At 66.5% G+C, this 17,077-nt stretch carries 16 protein-coding genes; 5 read left to right on the forward strand and 11 right to left on the reverse strand.

What is annotated here, in order from left to right:
• Positions 1–440: 440 nt before the first annotated feature.
• Positions 441–1,712 carry a tyrosine--tRNA ligase gene (gene tyrS / locus P9A17_RS29240; protein WP_278042286.1) on the reverse strand — a complete coding sequence of 424 codons (1,272 nt, stop codon included), beginning with the start codon at positions 1,710–1,712 and terminating at the stop codon, positions 441–443.
• A gap of 27 nt (positions 1,713–1,739) precedes the next feature.
• Entirely contained in the window at positions 1,740–2,351 is a 612-nt protein-coding gene (locus tag P9A17_RS29245; protein ID WP_278042287.1) for a DNA-3-methyladenine glycosylase, read from the reverse strand.
• 59 nt (positions 2,352–2,410) lie between these two features.
• On the opposite strand from P9A17_RS29245, the gene P9A17_RS29250 reads away from it, so the two are divergent.
• Genes P9A17_RS29250 through P9A17_RS29260 form a run of 3 tightly spaced genes read left to right on the forward strand, consistent with a single transcriptional unit; the run spans position 2,411 to position 4,559 of the window.
• Positions 2,411–3,175, forward strand: coding sequence for an ABC transporter ATP-binding protein (locus P9A17_RS29250; RefSeq protein WP_278042288.1), 765 nt, complete (start codon positions 2,411–2,413; stop codon positions 3,173–3,175).
• The gene (locus P9A17_RS29255; RefSeq protein ID WP_278042289.1) at positions 3,109–3,927 is read left to right on the forward strand and encodes an ABC transporter permease; all 819 of its coding nucleotides are present in this window, start codon (positions 3,109–3,111) and stop codon (positions 3,925–3,927) included. Before P9A17_RS29250 ends, P9A17_RS29255 begins: the two co-directional genes overlap by 67 nt.
• 5 nt (positions 3,928–3,932) lie before the next feature.
• Entirely contained in the window at positions 3,933–4,559 is a 627-nt protein-coding gene (locus P9A17_RS29260; RefSeq protein ID WP_278042290.1) for a TetR/AcrR family transcriptional regulator, read from the forward strand.
• Here P9A17_RS29260 and P9A17_RS29265 read toward each other — a convergent pair.
• The 3 genes from P9A17_RS29265 to P9A17_RS29275 all read right to left on the reverse strand — a co-directional run bounded on the left by P9A17_RS29265 (position 4,550) and on the right by P9A17_RS29275 (position 8,326).
• Entirely contained in the window at positions 4,550–4,756 is a 207-nt protein-coding gene (locus P9A17_RS29265; RefSeq protein WP_278042291.1) for a Trm112 family protein, read from the reverse strand. The genes P9A17_RS29260 and P9A17_RS29265 overlap by 10 nt on opposite strands.
• Positions 4,757–4,760: 4 nt before the next feature.
• Positions 4,761–5,294 (reverse strand): hypothetical protein, encoded by a 534-nt coding sequence (locus P9A17_RS29270; protein WP_278042292.1) that lies wholly within the window; start codon positions 5,292–5,294, stop codon positions 4,761–4,763.
• Positions 5,295–5,359: 65 nt separating this feature from the next.
• Complete coding sequence (locus P9A17_RS29275) at positions 5,360–8,326, reverse strand: acyl-CoA synthetase (RefSeq protein WP_278042478.1); 2,967 nt, start codon at positions 8,324–8,326, stop codon at positions 5,360–5,362.
• A gap of 139 nt (positions 8,327–8,465) precedes the next feature.
• On the opposite strand from P9A17_RS29275, the gene P9A17_RS29280 reads away from it, so the two are divergent.
• Entirely contained in the window at positions 8,466–10,280 is a 1,815-nt protein-coding gene (locus P9A17_RS29280; protein WP_278042293.1) for an ABC-F family ATP-binding cassette domain-containing protein, read from the forward strand.
• Positions 10,280–11,566 (forward strand): hypothetical protein, encoded by a 1,287-nt coding sequence (locus P9A17_RS29285; RefSeq protein ID WP_278042294.1) that lies wholly within the window; start codon positions 10,280–10,282, stop codon positions 11,564–11,566. Before P9A17_RS29280 ends, P9A17_RS29285 begins: the two co-directional genes overlap by 1 nt.
• Here the strand turns inward: P9A17_RS29285 and P9A17_RS29290 are convergent.
• From P9A17_RS29290 to P9A17_RS29315, 6 genes are read right to left on the reverse strand one after another with little or no spacing between them, the layout of a single operon-like run.
• Positions 11,544–12,047, reverse strand: coding sequence for a hypothetical protein (locus P9A17_RS29290; protein ID WP_278042295.1), 504 nt, complete (start codon positions 12,045–12,047; stop codon positions 11,544–11,546). The genes P9A17_RS29285 and P9A17_RS29290 overlap by 23 nt on opposite strands.
• Positions 12,044–12,616 carry a hypothetical protein gene (locus P9A17_RS29295; RefSeq protein WP_278042296.1) on the reverse strand — a complete coding sequence of 191 codons (573 nt, stop codon included), beginning with the start codon at positions 12,614–12,616 and terminating at the stop codon, positions 12,044–12,046. Before P9A17_RS29295 ends, P9A17_RS29290 begins: the two co-directional genes overlap by 4 nt.
• Positions 12,613–13,212, reverse strand: coding sequence for a hypothetical protein (locus P9A17_RS29300; RefSeq protein WP_278042297.1), 600 nt, complete (start codon positions 13,210–13,212; stop codon positions 12,613–12,615). The genes P9A17_RS29295 and P9A17_RS29300 overlap by 4 nt, the downstream gene beginning before the upstream one ends.
• A gap of 10 nt (positions 13,213–13,222) precedes the next feature.
• A complete protein-coding gene (locus tag P9A17_RS29305; RefSeq protein ID WP_278042298.1) occupies positions 13,223–14,446 on the reverse strand; it encodes an MFS transporter in 1,224 nt (407 codons plus the stop codon).
• Positions 14,443–15,852 (reverse strand): argininosuccinate lyase, encoded by a 1,410-nt coding sequence (gene argH, locus P9A17_RS29310; RefSeq protein ID WP_278042299.1) that lies wholly within the window; start codon positions 15,850–15,852, stop codon positions 14,443–14,445. The genes P9A17_RS29305 and argH overlap by 4 nt, the downstream gene beginning before the upstream one ends.
• A complete protein-coding gene (locus P9A17_RS29315; protein WP_278042300.1) occupies positions 15,849–17,051 on the reverse strand; it encodes an argininosuccinate synthase in 1,203 nt (400 codons plus the stop codon). Before P9A17_RS29315 ends, argH begins: the two co-directional genes overlap by 4 nt.
• Positions 17,052–17,077 lie beyond the last annotated feature (26 nt).

The following is a 17,077-nucleotide window of genomic DNA, read 5'->3' on the forward strand; positions in this document are numbered from 1 at the left end:
AAAAGACACCAAAACTGGCATCCAAAAAAACACGTCGCGCCCCCAAACGGGAAAATGCGGACACGACAAAAAACAACAAACAAAAACCACCAAACACACTATTGAGTTCTCAAACAACACACCCAGCACGACCGCGCAAAAATCCCTCGGCTAAAAGCCGTGGTCTCTAGTGCGGACAGTTGAGGACACCCACCGAAGTGGACTTCCCTCTGGAGGCCGCCGCGCTCTCCGGGTTTTGGCCCGTGTCGCGGCGACTTCGATAAGTTACGTCAGGGATAACGCTGAGTCAAATTGCCTGGTAGATCGCGTTTCTCGGTGCGATCCGGGCGAGCGCACCGTCAGGTACGTCGACGCGTCAAAGCATCCAACGCCTCGATCATCGGGTTTGTTCCCGCCCCCGACAACAGCGTCTGACCAGAGCGATCAGCTGCTGCACTCGATCAAACGCGCTCCACCCCGGCGATATTCCTCTTGCCCCGCCGCAGCACCAGCCACTTGCCGTGAAGGAAGTCGGCCGTCTGCGGAACCCAGTCTTCTGTGGTGATCTTCACGTTGTTGACGTACGCGCCACCTTCGGACACTGTCCGCCGGGCAGCGCCCCTACTCGGCGCCAGACCCCCTGCAACCAGCAGATCGACGATGGAATCAGGGCCTCCGGGCTGCAGTTGTGCCACCGACGCCTCCCTGAGCGCCGCGGCCAGCGTCGGCTCGTCCAGTTCGCGGAGTTCACCTCGGCCGAACAACGCCTGGCTGGCGTGCTCGACCGACGCGGTCGCCTGCTCTCCGTGGACGAGGTTCGTCAGTTCGCGGGCGAGGCGCCGCTGGCCGGCCCGCTCATGCGGGCGCTCGGCTGTGGCCTGTTCCAGTTCGGCAAGTTCGTCGGCCGACAAGAAGGTGAACCACCGTAGATATGGGACGACGTCGGCGTCGGCGGTGTTGACGAAGTACTGATACCAGGCATACGGGCTGGTCATCTCCGGGTCCAGCCAGAGGCTGCCTCCGCCGGTCGACTTGCCGAACTTCTTGCCCTCGGAATCGGTGACCAGAGGGGTGGTCAGTGCGTGCGCCGTCGCACCTGCCTTCTGCCGGACCAGCCGCACACCGGCGATGATGTTGCCCCACTGGTCGGAGCCGCCGATCTGCAGTGTGCAGCCGTAACGCTCGTTGAGCTCGACGAAGTCGTTGGCCTGCAACAGCATGTAGCTGAACTCGGTGTAGGAGATGCCCTCCCCTTCGAGGCGGCGACGCACGGTGTCACGGTCGAGCATCACATTCACCGAGAAGTACTTGCCGACGTCGCGCAGGAACTCGATGGCCGACAACTCCCCTGTCCAGGACAGGTTGTTGGCGACGACGGCGCCCGTCGGTGAGTCGTCGAACTCGACGAAGCGTTCAAGCTGCCCTCGGATCCGGTCTGCCCAGTCCGCGACAGTATCGGCGGTGTTGAGTGTGCGTTCGCCGACGTCCCGGGGGTCGCCGATCATGCCGGTCGCTCCCCCTGCGAGCACGATCGGACGGTGGCCGGCCTGTTGGAAGCGGCGCAGGGTCAGAAGCGGGATCAGGTGGCCGGCGTGCAGGCTCGGTGCTGTCGGATCGAAGCCCGAATAGATGGTCACCGGCCCGTTCGACAGTGATTCGGCCAGTGCTTCGCGGTCGGTGGACTGTGCGATCAGCCCACGCCATTCCAACTCTTCGAGGATCGAGCTGCCCATGACGGTCACTGTGAAGATCTTTCCGTACTAGTCGCTGTCGCCGGGACCGGGTGCCCGCGGGCTTCGCCGGTATGCGGACACCTCGGGATGTCCGGGCAGCCACATCCGCCACGCGCGGTCGGCTGCCTTGCTGACACCAACGCGCGGGCCCGCGACCCCGACACGCGGTTCGCTCAGCGTGATTCTTATCTCAGAACTGGGGTCGAAGAGGTCGATTCCGTTGTCGTCCATAGTGATTCCGAGAGCCGAGCACAGATTGCCCGGACCGCGCGCCAGCGCCGTTTCACACACCGCAAGACCGCGGCGGGCCCACGCCTGCTCGAGTCCGGTCTCGATCACCGCCGCGCGCAGCAGGACCGCTGCGGCCTCACCATCGGTCGCGCACACGACGTTCGCGCACACGTGGATGCCGTGGCTGCGGTAGGTGTACAGCGTACCGGGAGGGCCGAACATCACCGCGTTGCGCAGGCCGGGCCCGCGAAACGAATGCGCGGCGGCGTCCGGCCACGGGCCGTCGGCTGGACCTCCATACGCCTCGACCTCGACAACCGAGGCGGTCACCCCGCGGCCCGCCAGCCTTGCCCCCAGCAGAACCCGCGCGGCCTCGAGCGGACCTATTCCCAGCTCAACTGCCGTCATCGTCGACATCCTACGGAGATCGTTGACACCGGCCCGCCGGCGAGCGCATCATTCATCGCATGATGAATTCATCGCATGATGAATTATTTCGCAGCAGCTCGCACGCCGCAGTAGACATCGAGAATCTGCGGGTGCGGCGGGGCGGTCACGTCGCTGTCGACGACGTCACGGTGCAGATCGCCGCCGGCAGCATCACCGGCCTGCTCGGGCCGTCGGGTTGCGGAAAGACGACGTTGATGCGCAGCATCGTCGGTACTCAGATCGTCACCGGCGGCTCCGTCACCGTCCTCGGCAGCCCCGCGGGCTCCCCCACGCTGCGCCACCGGGTGGGTTACGTCACCCAGGACGCCACCGTGTACCGAGACCTGCGCGTCGTCGACAACGTGCGCTACTTCGCAGCTCTCTATGGCTCCGGAGCGGCCGACGTCGACGAAGCCATTGCCGCGGTGGGCCTCGATGACCATCGGAAGGCTTTGGCGGACAACCTCTCCGGTGGGCAGCGCACCCGCGTGTCGCTGGCGTGCGCGCTAGTCGCTCATCCTGACCTGCTCGTCCTCGACGAACCGACCGTCGGGCTCGACCCGGTGTTGCGCGCCGATCTGTGGGAGCGATTCGGCGAACTCGCCAAGGCCGGCACCACGCTGCTGGTGTCCAGCCATGTGATGGACGAGGCCGATCACTGCGACGACTTGGTGCTCATGCGCGACGGGAAGGTCCTCGCACATACGACGCCGAACCAGTTGAGAGAGGACACGGGATGTCAGTCACTGGAGGAAGCGTTTCTGTCCATCATCCGGCGCGGCACCGCAGTCCAAACCGCCTGAATCCCCGCGCGTACCTAGCCACGACCGCACGGATCCTGCGCCAGCTCGGCGGTGATCACCGCAGCGTCGCGATGATCCTGGTGGCTCCCAGCCTCATCATCACGCTGCTGTACTTCATGTTTGACGACATTCCCCAGCGGCCCGGCGCTCCGTCGCCGTTCAACAACGCCTGCCTGATCATGCTCGGCGTGTTCCCGCTGATCGTCATGTTCCTGATCACGTCGATCACGATGCAGCGCGAGAGGGTGTCGGGAACGCTTGAGCGGATCCTGACCACGCCGCTGCGCCGATTCGACCTTCTGGCCGCCTACGGCACCGCGTTCTCCATCGCCGCGGCGGCCCAGGCCACCCTCGCGTGCGTCGTGTCGTTCTGGTTCCTCGGGCTCGACACCGCGGGCAATCCGGTATGGGTGTTCGCCATCGCGATCATCAATGCCGTGCTCGGAGTCGGTCTGGGGCTGCTGTGCAGCGCCTTCGCACGCACCGAGTTCCAGGCTGTCCAGTTCATGCCGCTGGTCATCGCGCCTCAGTTGCTGCTCTGCGGCATCATCGTCCCCCGCGACCATCTTCCCGACTGGCTGCAATGGATCAGCAACGTCCTGCCCGCCAGCTACGCTCTGGAAGCACTCCAGGAAGTCGGTGCGCACCCGGGACTCACCGCGGTCGCGGTGCGCGACATCGCGATCGTCGTCGGGTTCGCGGTACTGGCCCTGGGCCTTGCTGCGGCGACCCTACGGCGAAGGACACCCTAGACAGATTGACCACCACACCGGACCGCAAGCGCCCCGGCCGACCGCCCGGACCGTCGGACACCCGCGACCGGATCCTCGCCTCCGCCCGGGAATTGTTCGCGCGCAACGGAATCGACAACACATCGATCCGTTCGATCGCGGCGGACGCAGGAGTGGACCCCGCGTTGGTGCACCACTACTACGGCACCAAGACCCAATTGTTCGCTGCAGCCATCGATATCCCGATCGACCCGCTATCGATCATCGGGCCGCTGCGTGACGTCCCGGTCGATCAGATCGGCCACGTTCTACCGACATTGCTGTTGCCGTTGTGGGATTCCGAACTGGGCAAGGGCTTCATCGCGACCCTGCGTTCATTGCTCGGCGGCAGCAGCACCGACGTCTCGATGGTGCGCTCGTTCCTGCAAGAGGTGATCGTCGCCGAGGTCGGCAGCCGCGTCGACGACCCGCCCGGCAGCGGACGCATCCGGGTGCAATTCGTCGCGTCTCAGCTGGTGGGCATCGTCGTGGCTCGCTACATCCTCGAGCTCGAGCCGTTCAAATCACTGCCGGTGCAACAGGTGGCCGAGACAGTCGGCCCGAACCTTCAGCGATATCTGACGGGCGACCTGACCGGTCTGATTCAGGACTGATCCGCTGCGGCGACCAGCCGCTGATGTTCGGCATCGTCGACAGTCACCGCCTCGTCGATCAGCAGCACCGGGATTCCCTCGTCGATCCGGTACTTACGCTTCAACCGCGGGTTGTACAGGGAGTCGTCGACGAACAGCAGCCGTCCGCGATCCTCGGGACAAACGAGGATGGCCAGCAGATTCTGATCCAGCGCCATCCGGTCAGCGACCGGGCATCGGGAAGATCGTGTCGCCGTCCTGCTGCATCGGGCTACCGGGGCCCCAGCTCGGACCGCCCATGCCCCCGCCGGGGGTGAAAGGTGCTGCGACCGGCGGCGCGCCGCCACCCGTCGGCGCCTGGTTGGCACCCTGGGCCATCACCTTGCGTTGGTACACAAGGGTGGCATTCAGCGCGTCGATCAGCGGCTTCTGGTTCGGCCGATCATTGAGGGCAGCGGCCAGCGCCTGCGTGTTGCCGAATGACGGCCGGATGCCGCGGGCGCGAAGCGTCATGACCTGCTCGATCAGCTTCGACACCTGACCGCCGCCGCTGCCCGTCTGATATTCGTTGGAGATCATCGCAAGGACCTGATCGGGAGAGATCCGGGGAGCCGGTGGCTCGGGAGCCTGCGTCGTGGGCTGCGCCGAAGCGGCCGGAGCGACGGTGATCAGCCCGAAGGCGAGAGCGGCACCCAGGAGCGCGCCCCCAGCCACACGGGGCAACGACATACCGTTGGTGCTGTTCTGCGACGTCATCTCATCCTCCAGTGCGATTGGGACGGTCGACCCGGCGAGCGTAACAGTGTGCCGCGCAACGGGCATCACTGCTGACTGCCCACGATCTCGCTGCGCACCGCTACGGTCAAACGCTTGTACCGATGGGTATCGGGGTCGAGGTACCAGGCGTTACGCGCCGGCTTGGGCACTCCCTGCTCCTGCAGCGGGCCGGCCAGCGGCCGGAACGTCGCGGTCAGCGTCATGTCGGTGACCACGTGGACGATGTCCGGTGATTTCCCGACGGGGAGGTCGGCGAGCGCCTCGGACAGATCCGCCGAGGGCACACTGCCGCCGGGCCGCAACGCCAGCGCCGTGACGGCCAGGGTCTGCCCGTCGGATTCGACCCCGTAGGTGACCGCCATGTCGACGGCGCCCAACCTGCCCACGGCGTCGTTGACGGTCGCCGCGAACACCATTCCGCGCGCGGTGTGGATGACGGCGTCGCGGTTGTCGACCAGCCAGTAGTCGCCGTCCTCGTCGCGGCGGAACAGGTACTCGGTGGACACCCAGGTGTCGGCCGGGGCGAAGACGCCCCGCTTGACCGACGCGAGCGGATCGATCGGTCCGCGCGGATGGGCGAGCAGCACACCGACTTCGCCGACCTCGGCGCGTCGGACGAACCCGCGGTCGTCTTCGAGGATCAGATTGTCCACCGGGTCGTACGCGGCCAGCGCGATTTCCCCGCCGCCGGGCAGCGGCCGGCCCTTACTGCCGATCTTGGCGCCCTTGACGTTGGCGAGCACGGCCTGACCGTCGGTGGTCGCGAAGAACTCGACGACGTTGGCGGGCGCGAACACGTCGATGACGCGCTCCCACAGCCCGGCGGGCATCCCCGACCCGATGAACAGCCGAACCGGGTGACTGCCGTTGATGGAGAACGCCGGATCGTCGATGACCTCACGCAACATGGCCCAGGTGTAGGACACGACGGTGACGCCGTATTGCCGGATCTCCTGGACGAAGCGGTCTGGACGCAGCCCGCGCGAGAGCGCGATGCGTGCGCCGCCGACCACGGCGCCCCCCAGGCTGACGAGAAGACCGGACTGGTGGTGCAGCGGTGTCAGGCAGTACACGGTGTCGCTGCGACTGAGGTTGGCCGCCGACGCGGTCCCGAACGCCGACAGCGCCCACCGGTAGTTGGTGATCTGGCGGGCGACGACTTCGCCGCTGATCGTGGAGAACCCGATGAAGGCGAGGTCGCGGGCCAGGCCCGGGTTCGGCCGGTACCAGCCGGGCAGTTCGACGCGGTCGGGATCGATCTTCTCCATGTCAACCACGTCGGCGTCCTGATCCAGGTGCAGGTCGCGCGATTCGCCACCGCCGAGCACCAGCACCCGGGTGTTCAGCTTGCGGGCCACGTCGAGGTTGCTCGGATCAGTGATGATCTCGGTCACGGCACCGAGCCGGGCCGCTTCGGCCAGATCGGCGTCCGGGGGCATCAGCACGGCGACGGCACCGAGCCGCGACAGCGCCGCGATGGCGACGAGCGCGCTGGGGCGGGTCTCCATCAGAATGCCGATGCGCGCGCCCTGCCGGACGCCGACGTCGATCAGGCCCCGCACCACGTTGTTGATGCGGCGGTCGACTGCCTCGTAGGTGTGCACCCGTCCGTCGAAGAGCAGCGCCTCACCGTGCGGCATGTCCCGTGCCTGCTCGGACATGATGCGGCCCAACGAGATCCGGGTGTGGTCGTTGACCTGGCCGAGGCGGGCGAGGCGGGGCAGTGTGCGGGCGGTCTCGACGGCCAGGGTGCGCGCCGACCTGTTGGCGACGACGAACGCATCGGCAGCGGACCTGACGAGGCTCAGCGCCATCTCGGTGGCCGCGGCGGTGCTGTGCGCGACCCGCGATGCGAGGGTGACCCCGCTTTCCGAGGCTTCGGAGGGCTGCAGCGGCATCGGGGTGACGCCCTCGGGCATCGCTCCCCCTTCGTCGAGCCAGCGGACCCACTCGGCGACCGCCGGCCACGTCTGGGTGGCCGCCTTCGAACCGACCACAAGGCCGAAATGCCCTGCGCGAATGAGAAATTCATAGACATCGGACTGCGGGGCCGCCCGCTTGATGCCGCGCACCGATGCGGGCTGCCCGATGTCGTCGACCTCGCCGATGACGGCGAGTACCGGGCAGTCGATGTCGGAGAGCGTGACGAGGTCTCCGTGGATCGAGAAGCCGCCGGTCATCATCCGATTGTGCGCGATGAACTGCTTGAGCAACTCGGCGACCGCGGGCCCCGACCATGCGATCCAGCCTTCGTTCGCCAGGAATCGGCGCTGCTGCTCTCGCGGCAGCAGCGCCTCCCGGTCGTGCAGTTGACGCAGGAAATCCACCCGCGACTGCGCGGTCTTGATCGGGTCGAGCATCTGAAAACCGGTGCGCGCCAACCAACCCGGAATGTCGATCCGGCTGAATACGTGGTCGGCCATGAAGTCCGCGGCGATCGGCGCCAAGCTCGCCGGCAGGTTCATCGGCAAGGCGGCCAGCGTATCGACGGGAGAGCCGAAGCCCACGATGCTCGCCAGATCCTTGGAGCGCCGGTACGCGGCTGCCTGGTAAGCGAACATGCCGCCCTGCGAGTAGCCGGCAAGATGCACGTCGCGCCCCGTCACGGTCTTGACGGTGTCGATGGCCTCGCTCAGCGCCACCACGTGGTCGGCGAGGTTGCGCTGCATCCCGCCCTCGATCTTGTCGGGTGAACCGAAGTCGATCACCCAGGGATCGATTCCCGCCTTGTGCAGGATGCCGACGGCACCCTCGTCGCGGGTCACGTCCCACATGTCGGCCGACATCATCATCGGGTGCACCATCAGTACCGGCGGGCCGGCGGGCTTGGCGCCCGGCCGGGTGTCGGGCGGGAAGTAGCGCCGCAGCCGATACATGGGGACGCTCTCGATGATCTGGAAGGGTGACGGCACCGCGCCGGTCTCCAGTCCTCCGTAGCGCAGGACCTCCAGGCCGTTCTGGGCGGTGGCGACCAGCCGCCCCACGGGCCCGGTGATCGCCGACAGGTCCACCACTGCGTGCTCCCCACTTTGCTGTCGAACTCGACTCCGCCGAGGAGCTGTCGAGCCCCGACTCCGTCGTGGCCATGATGGCATAAGCGAGATTGCCTGTTTCTGGTAATCACCGCGCGCCCACTAGTGTCAGCGAGCGATGGCACACCTGCTCGGGGGCGAGAACCTCCACCTTGAGTACCCGACGGGGGTGGTCTTCGACTCTGTCACCGTCGGCATCAGCGACGGCGATCGCATCGGCATCGTCGGCCGCAACGGAGACGGGAAGTCGACGCTGGTGGGCTTGCTCACCGGTCAGGTCGCCCCTCACGCCGGGCGGGTCACCCGCCGGGGCGGTCTGCGGGTCGGCGCGCTGGACCAGACGGACACGCTCGATCCCGAACGCACCGTGGGGTGGTCGTTGGTCGGCGATCGACCCGAGCACGAGTGGGCCGGCGACGCCCGGGTCCGCGACGTGATCGGCGGGTTGGTCGCCGATATCGGGTTCGAGGCACTCATCGGCACGCTGTCTGGTGGGCAGCGCCGGCGGGTGCAGCTGGCGGCGCTGCTGATCGACGAGTGGGACGTCGTCGCACTGGATGAGCCGACGAACCACCTCGACATCCAAGGCATCACCTGGCTCGCCGCGCATATCAAGCAACGCTGGGCAGCCGGCACCGGCGGTTTGTTGTTGGTCACCCACGACCGGTGGTTCCTCGACGAGGTCGCGACGACGACGTGGGAGGTGCATCCTGCCGGGCGAGGAACTCTGGGAAGCATCGTCGAGCCGTTCGAAGGTGGTTACGCCGCGTACGTGCTGCAGCGGCTGGAACGCGACCGGCAGGCTGCCGCTGTGGAGGCCAAGCGGCAGAACCTGATGCGCAAAGAGCTGGCATGGCTGCGCCGCGGGCCTCCCGCACGCACGTCGAAGCCGAAGTTCCGGATCGACGCCGCCAATGCGCTGATCTCCGATGTGCCGCCGTTGCGTAACAGCGTCGAGTTGTCCCGCGCCGCGATGGCACGCCTCGGCAAGGATGTCATCGACCTGCTCGACGTCTCGGTCGCCTACCCCGGCGCATCCGGGGACCGAGAAGTGTTGCGGGACATCGAATGGCGGATCGCCCCGGGTGAGCGCACCGGCATTCTCGGAGCGAACGGCGCAGGCAAGTCGACGTTGCTCGGTCTCATCGCGGGCACCGTCGAACCGACCGCGGGCCGGGTGAAGCGCGGCAAGACGGTACAGCTCGCCGTGCTGGATCAGGAATCCCGTGAGCTCGACGCGTTGTCCGGCGACATGGTGCGCGAGGTGCTCGGGCGTCTGCAGACCACCTACCAGATCGACGGCAAGGACGTCACACCCGCGCAACTGCTGGAGCGGCTCGGCTTTCCGCGGGAACACCTTTCGGCCCGCGTCGGCGAGTTGTCCGGTGGGCAGCGGCGTCGCCTTCAGTTGATGCTCGTGCTGTTGTCGGAGCCCAACGTGCTGGTGCTCGACGAGCCGACGAACGACGTCGACACCGACATGCTCACCGCCACAGAGGATCTGCTGGACTCCTGGCCGGGCACGCTGATCGTGGTTTCGCACGACCGCTATCTCCTCGAGCGCATCACCGACAACCAGTACGCAATCCTCGACGGCCACCTTCGGCACCTTCCCGGCGGCGTCGATGAATACCTGCGGTTGGCGGAGAAGCGGCCGTCCGCACCCGCGCAGCAGCAGCAGAAATCCGCGGCCCCGGCGAGCCTTTCCGGAGCCGAGTTGCGCAACGTCGAAAAAGAGATTGCGTCCATCGACCGGTCGCTGGCCAAGCTCTCCGACCGGATCGGTGCCAAACACGAAGAGATGGCCGCCCAGGATCAATCCGATCACGTCGGGCTCGGGCGGCTCACCGCCGAGCTACGGGAACTGGAAAGCCAAGTGACCGAGCAGGAGTCACGGTGGATGGAGCTCTCAGAGCGGCTCGAGGAGAGCTGATGACATACGTCCTGCGGCCCTTCGTGTTGTGCCTTCGCTATTGGCCGCAGTTGGCGGCGTGTTATCTGCTGGGACTGCTGGGACGTCGCGGGGCCATCGAACTGGCGGCATGGGTCGGCTACGACAACGACGTCTTGGCGTCGCTGATCATGCCGCTGGCCGGTCTGGCCCGGCTCGGGTCATACGTCGCGATGTTCTTCGTGTTGCGTAGCGCGATACCGGCACTGGCGGCTCTGCCGTCGCGATCGGCCAGGCGTATCGACGTGTTCTCGACCGTCATCGTCCCGTTCTTCGCGATCTATCTGGCGTGGAAGTTGTTCGCAGAGGACTGGATCGCGTTCCAATCGGTGGCGCTCGACTACCGGATCGGCGAGGCGATGACCACGCCGGGTGCGGTCGAATTGCACCCGGAGGAGCTTCCCGTCAGCAATGTGACGTGGATTCTGATCTTCGCGGCGCTCGTGGCCCGGTATGTGCTCAGTCGATTCAAGGACCGCCTTCCGGGCTGGATGATCGGGATCCGGGTCTATGTCGACGCGCTGTGGGTGTTTCTGGGCGTCAGCTTCGCAGCGAGTAAGGACCTCACGTTCCTCCTCAATCCGACCGGCTGGGTTTCCGAACGACGGATCGTGGTGTGGTTCAGCGAGACTCGCGCGGAATTGTTCTCACATCTGCGCCCGCTCGAGGTCCTGTGGGACAGCGTCACCTGGGCTGTGTCGACCGTGTTCGGCGGCGCGACGATACCGCTGCTGTGGCTGGCGGTCGCGGCGATCGTCTACGGCGTGACCATGCCCGAAGACTGGCGCGGCGCGGCACGGCGGGTCGCCGGCCAGCGCGCCGACTGGGTGTTCGAGCGGACCGCGAGCCGGGAGAAGCGGGTCAGGGAGCGGTGGTCACGGCTGTCCGATGTCCGCCGCGACGAGGCCAGGGACTGGTTGCTGTCCAAACTGGGCAACTATCGCACCATCACCGACGCGGCGCGGCTGATCCTGCACGGTGGCGTGCTGGCGTTGTCGCTCTACGTACTCGGCTATCTCGGCCTGGCCTGGCTGGACATGGCGGGCAGCTTCTATCGCCCCGAGGTGCGGGCCGGATACCTCTTCCGCGGCGCGACGTGGCTCGTCGGCCCCGAGCCGAAGGCGTTCTGGGACTGGGCGCAGCCGGCGCTCGTCTTCGTGTCACACCTGATCATCGAGCCGCTGCGGGTGTGCCTGATCGCCTCCACGGTGGCCTACTGCGTCGAGAACGTCCGGCCGAAGGAAGCTACAGCAGCATCCGCACCGTGATCTGGTCGTTGTGGGTGATGTCGAGCGCCGTGGGTACCGCATCCGAGGGCAGCACGAAGCCGAACTGAATGCGCCCCGGTTGGTGGCACAGGGATTGCGTGCCATCGGGAGGGATCGGCGTGAAGCCGCCGACCCTCTCGGCGTCCCAGCGTCGTTCGCCGTCGGTCAGCACTGCGGTGCACAGGCCGGGGATCGGGGATCCGGACCAGTCGACGACGATGACGGTGAGCACTGTGCCGTCCGGGAGTGGCGGGCCGAAGTTCAGTCCGCTGCGGTTCAGGTAGCGGATCGAGTCGATCTTCCAGGTCTGCCCGTCAGCGGTACCGCTCTGTCCGTCGGCCACGACCAGCTGGGGCGTCACGGTGTTCCGGTAGTCGGACCAGTAGGGCCCGAAATCGATCGCGATGTACGCGGCGATCCCGCACGCGACGACGACGGCACCGATGACGTTGCGCTGCCACAACTTCGCGAGTCGCGTCACTTCGCGCTCACCTCGGGTCGGGTCAGTTTTACCTCGTCGGATCTCGTGATGCCGGGGTCGTCGGCCGGAATGTCGATCACCAGCCGGGAATCAAGGATGTCGCTGCCCGCCCACACCCGCAGCAGTAGCGGATCGGACGCGCCCGCCTCGACGAGGGACGGGGCGACGTCGAACACCCAGCTGCCGCGCGCCGGGATTCCGGGCGAGATCTCGGCCCGGAGGGTGTCGAGGAAGAATCGGTCGGACGCCGCGTACGTGTTCGGGCCCACGATCAGATCGGCTTTGGGCAGCTCGGTGGATCGTGGCGCCTCGATCGTGGCATCGATGACGACCCAGATGCCCGCGGCTGGGACCGAATTGACCTGCGGCGCAATGCGGACCGACGTGACCGTGGCGGTGATGGCCCGCCCCTCGACGGGCTCGTCGAGCGTGCCGCGGACCTCGAACGGACCGTAGAGGTCGGTGGGGGTCGGGAGGTTGTGCCATACGAGCGCGGCGGCCGCCACGATGACGAGCGCGGCGATGGTGGACAGCGCCGCCCGCGCGGTCGTCTTCGGTGTAGTCGTCACGTCTGCTCCCCCACGACCAGTTCGGTCACGCCGTAATCATCGGTGTCGATCCATTCTTCGCCGCCGTAGGTGACCATCAGCTGTCGAAACGATTTCTTCCACACCCGCACGGCCACGACGCTGCCGTCGTCGAGGGCGTCGGCGGGAACCTGCCAAGTGAACACAATCTCCTCGGTGAGACCCGGCCCGAGATTGGTGATCGGCGAGCCGTCCCGGAAACGGAAGGTGCCGTAGAACTGCTCATCCGGCACGTCGCGGATGTCGAGCTCGTTGCGAAGCCGTCCCGGTATGGTCCCGTCGTTGCGCAATGTGGCGACCACCGCTAGATAGAGCTTGTCCGGTGTGGCAGGGCCGACGACCCGGCCGCCACCCTCGATCTGCGGGAGTAGCCGGGCCCGGTCGATCGTGACCATGTACTGGCCGTCGTTGAACTCTTCGCCCGGTGCGAACGCCGTGGCCCTGGTGTCGACGGCATCCAGTCCCCCGAACAACGCCGCCACCGCGAGCACCACGACCAGCGCACCCTTCCACCACTGGCTCACCCTGCGTTGGGCGATCCACCGCCACGCACGCGACGAGCGGGCTTCGGTGTCCATACGCTGGATGCTAGCTGTGGCCGACCGCGGTGGGGATGGGGAACCGGCGCACGAGCAGCAGCCCGGAGGCGGTCACGAGTCCGCAAATGAAAATCGTCGGGCTGACACCGAGGTATGTCGCGACGAGCCCGAACAGAAAGCTCCCTGCGGCCAGCGAACCCTGCAATGTCAACGTGTAGAACGACGTCATCAGCGCGCGGCGGCCGTCCGGTGACGCTTTCTGGACCGCCCATTGATGCGCCACGGTCAGAGTGCCCCAACAGAATCCCGCCACCAGAAGAAAGGACGCATCGAGAAGCATGCTGTCCCACTGACTCACACCGATCGCCGCGAGCGCGAAGACGGAGACCCCGGCGACACTGAGTGTGTTCATGGCAATGCGGCTCTGCAGCCACGGCATCAGCGAGACAGCCGACACCGTGCCGACGGCGAGCGCGGTGAGGAGTCCGCTGTAACCGATCACGTCGATCTGGATGTTCTCCTTGGCTTCCAGCGGCAACAGCGACACCATGCCGGTGCCCGGCACCATGAACAGAGCACAGCGAATCAACGGGCCGTACAGCGTCGGAGACGCGCGGAGTTCACGCCAGCCGTCGCCGAACGAGCGCGCGGCTTCACCGAACGAGCGCTCGTCTCTGCGACCCCTCGACTTCGGGACCCGCCTGACGACGACGATCATGAGGAGGTGCGACACCGCGCGGGTGCCGAAGACGATCACCGCGCCTTTGAATCCGACCAGGAGGCCACCCATCATGGGGCCGATGACCTGGGCCAGCTTGTTGCTCAGCGTGTTGAACGAGATCGCGGCGACCAGCTGATCCGGCGGAAGCAGTTCGTGCAGAAAGGGTTTCCACGCCGACTGCTGGAACACCAGACCGATTCCTGTCAGCGTCAGGCCCGCCAACAGCCATCCGCTGCTGAGGTGGCCGCCGAAGGTGATGACGACGAGTCCGGTGACGCACAACAGCATCCACAGGTGCGCACCCAGCAGCAGCCGTCGGTGACCGTAGAGGTCCGACAGGATCGCCGCTGGTATTGCCAGGATGAGGAACGGCAGGCTGGTGGTCGTCTGGACGAGACTGATCAGGAGCGGATTCGACGTCAGCGTCGTCATCACCCAGGACGCACCGAGCAGAAGAATGGTCAGCCCGAGACCGGAGAGCAGGTTCGCGCTCCACAGCTCGCGGAACTGCCTCAGCCGGAACAGCCCGTACCCGCGACCCGACCCGGTCACCGAAGGCGGCTCCGCAGGTGGTCGGATGCGTCACGAACCATGCTGAGCTGCTTGGCCACCTGGATCGGTGCCGTGCCGCCCCGGGCATCGCGGGAGTTCACCGAACCCTCCGTGGTCAGCACCTCGCGCACCTCCGGCGTGAGCTCAGGGTGGATACCGGTCAGCTCGGCGTCTTCGAGCTCCTCCAGCCCGACGCCGCGGGCTTCGGCGGCCTTGACGGCCGCCCCCGCCGCCTCATGCGCCACCCGGAACGGGACACCGCGGCGCACCAGCCACTCCGCCACATCGGTGGCCAGCGTGTAGCCCAGCGGGGCGAGTTCGGCCATCCGGTCGACGTCGAAGCGCAGCGTACCGATCAGACCCGCCATCGCAGGCAACACCAGCTCCAGCTGCGCGACCGAATCGAAGACGGGTTCCTTGTCTTCCTGGAGATCCCGGTTGTAGGCCAACGGCTGGGCCTTGAGGGTGGCAAGAAGTCCGGTGAGGTTGCCGATCAGGCGGCCGCATTTTCCGCGGGCCAACTCGGCGATGTCGGGGTTCTTCTTCTGCGGCATGATCGAGCTTCCGGTGGACCATGCGTCGTGCAGCGTGACATAGCCGAACTCTGTTGTGCTCCAGAGGATCACATCTTCGGCAAGGCGCGACAGGTCAACTGCGATCATCGCGAACACGAACGACGCCTCGGCCGCGAAGTCGCGTGACGCCGTGGCATCGATCGAATTGTCGGCGGCGCTGTGGAAGCCCAGCTCCTCGGCGATGGCGTCGGGATCCAGACCCAGTGACGATCCGGCCAACGCGCCTGATCCGTATGGCGACACCGCGGCACGCTTGTCGAAGTCGACGAGCCGGTCGACGTCGCGCAGCAGCGGATGGGCGTGTGCCAGCAGTTGATGTGCCAACAGCACAGGCTGCGCAGACTGCAGATGGGTCTTGCCCGGCATGATCGCCGTCGGATGCGCCTGGGCCTGGGCGGACAGTGCCGCGACGACCTCGAGCACGCTGTCGGCGACTCTTCGGATCGCGTCGCGCAACCACAGGCGAAACAGCGTGGCCACCTGATCGTTTCGCGACCGGCCTGCCCGCAGCCGTCCGCCCAGTTCCGCACCGACCCGGTCGATCAAGCCGCGCTCGAGGGCACCGTGCACATCCTCGTCGGTGACCAGCGGCCCGAAGCTGCCGTCAGCGACGTCGGAGCCGAGGCTGTCGAGCCCGGCGAGCAGGCCGTCGCGCTGTTCCTCGGTCAGCAGGCCGGCCCGGAACAGCACGCGCGCATGGGCTTTCGACGCGGTCACATCATAGGGCGCCAGGACCCAGTCGAAGTGTGTTGACTTGCTCAGTGCGGCAAGGGCGTCGGCGGGGCCGTCGGCGAACCGGCCACCCCACAGCGAGCCCTCGTTGGTGCTCACGACCCCGCCAGGTCCCGGCGCGCCGACAGGCTCGACGACAGACCGTGCACATGCACGAATCCCTTGGCGCTGGACTGGTCGAACGTGTCACCTTCGTCGTAGGTCGCAAGGTTGAAGTCGTACAGCGATTCCTGGCTGCGGCGCCCGTTGACCGCGATGTGGCCACCGTGCAGCACCAGCCGGATCTCACCCGACACATGCTCCTGGGTGTGGGCGACGAACGCCTCCAGCGACGCCTTCAGCGGCGAGTACCAGAGACCGTCGTAAACCAGTTCGCCCCACTTCTGATCGGTCGTGCGCTTGAAGCGGCCGAGTTCGCGCTCCAGCGTGACGTGCTCGAGCTCGGTGTGGGCCGTGATGAGGACCATCGCACCGGGCGCCTCGTAGATCTCGCGGCTCTTGATGCCGACGAGACGATCCTCGACGACGTCGAGACGTCCCACGCCCTGAGCTCCGGCGCGGCGGTTGAGCTGTTCGATGGCTTCGAGCACCGAAACCGGCTGGCCGTCGATGGAGACCGGGACACCCTTCTCGAACCCGACCACGACCTCGTCGGGGGTGTTCCAGTTGACCGTCGGGTCTTCGGTGTAGTCGTACACGTCCTTGGTCGGCGCGTTCCACAGATGCTCGAGGAAGCCCGTCTCCACGGCGCGGCCCCACACGTTCTGGTCGATCGAGAACGGTGAACGCTTCGTCACGTTGATCGGGATCGCATTCTCCTCGGCAAACGCGATCGCCTTCTCACGAGTCCACGCATAGTCGCGGACCGGCGCCAGCACCTTGAGATCGGGTGCAAGGGAGGCGAATCCGACCTCGAACCGCACCTGGTCATTGCCTTTGCCGGTGCAGCCGTGCGCGACGATGCCGCCCTTGTGTTCCTTGGCCGCCTCGACGAGGTGCTTGACGATCAGCGGCCGGCTCAGAGCGGACACCAGCGGGTAGCGGTCCATGTAGAGCGCGTTGGACTTGATCGCAGGCAGGCAGTATTCCTCGGCGAACTCATCGCGCGCGTCGACGACGACGGCCTCGACCGCACCGCAGTCCAGCGCGCGCTGCCGCACGACGTCCATGTCTTCACCGCCCTGGCCGAGGTCGATGGCGACGGCGACGACCTCTTTGCCGGTCTCCTTGCCGATCCAGCTGATGGCCACCGAGGTATCCAGGCCACCGGAATAGGCCAGGATGACGCGCTCGGACATAACGAAACTCCTTCTTGTGGGGGCTG

Source organism: Mycobacterium sp. 236(2023) (assembly GCF_029623955.1).
In the GTDB taxonomy this organism is placed as follows: Bacteria; Actinomycetota; Actinomycetes; order Mycobacteriales; family Mycobacteriaceae; genus Mycobacterium.

Excerpts from the sequence above, each read along its gene's own strand:
- P9A17_RS29245 (WP_278042287.1), bottom strand. The coding sequence starts at position 2,351 with ATGACGGCAGTTGAGCTGGGAATAGGTCCGCTCGAGGCCGCGCGGGTT.
- P9A17_RS29285 (WP_278042294.1), top strand. The coding sequence starts at position 10,280 with ATGACATACGTCCTGCGGCCCTTCGTGTTGTGCCTTCGCTATTGGCCG.
- P9A17_RS29315 (WP_278042300.1), bottom strand. The coding sequence starts at position 17,051 with ATGTCCGAGCGCGTCATCCTGGCCTATTCCGGTGGCCTGGATACCTCG.
- P9A17_RS29255 (WP_278042289.1), top strand. The coding sequence starts at position 3,109 with ATGTCAGTCACTGGAGGAAGCGTTTCTGTCCATCATCCGGCGCGGCAC.
- P9A17_RS29265 (WP_278042291.1), bottom strand. The coding sequence starts at position 4,756 with ATGGCGCTGGATCAGAATCTGCTGGCCATCCTCGTTTGTCCCGAGGAT.
- P9A17_RS29270 (WP_278042292.1), bottom strand. The coding sequence starts at position 5,294 with ATGACGTCGCAGAACAGCACCAACGGTATGTCGTTGCCCCGTGTGGCT.
- P9A17_RS29280 (WP_278042293.1), top strand. The coding sequence starts at position 8,466 with ATGGCACACCTGCTCGGGGGCGAGAACCTCCACCTTGAGTACCCGACG.
- tyrS (WP_278042286.1), bottom strand. The coding sequence starts at position 1,712 with ATGGGCAGCTCGATCCTCGAAGAGTTGGAATGGCGTGGGCTGATCGCA.
- P9A17_RS29250 (WP_278042288.1), top strand. The coding sequence starts at position 2,411 with ATGATGAATTCATCGCATGATGAATTATTTCGCAGCAGCTCGCACGCC.
- P9A17_RS29300 (WP_278042297.1), bottom strand. The coding sequence starts at position 13,212 with ATGGACACCGAAGCCCGCTCGTCGCGTGCGTGGCGGTGGATCGCCCAA.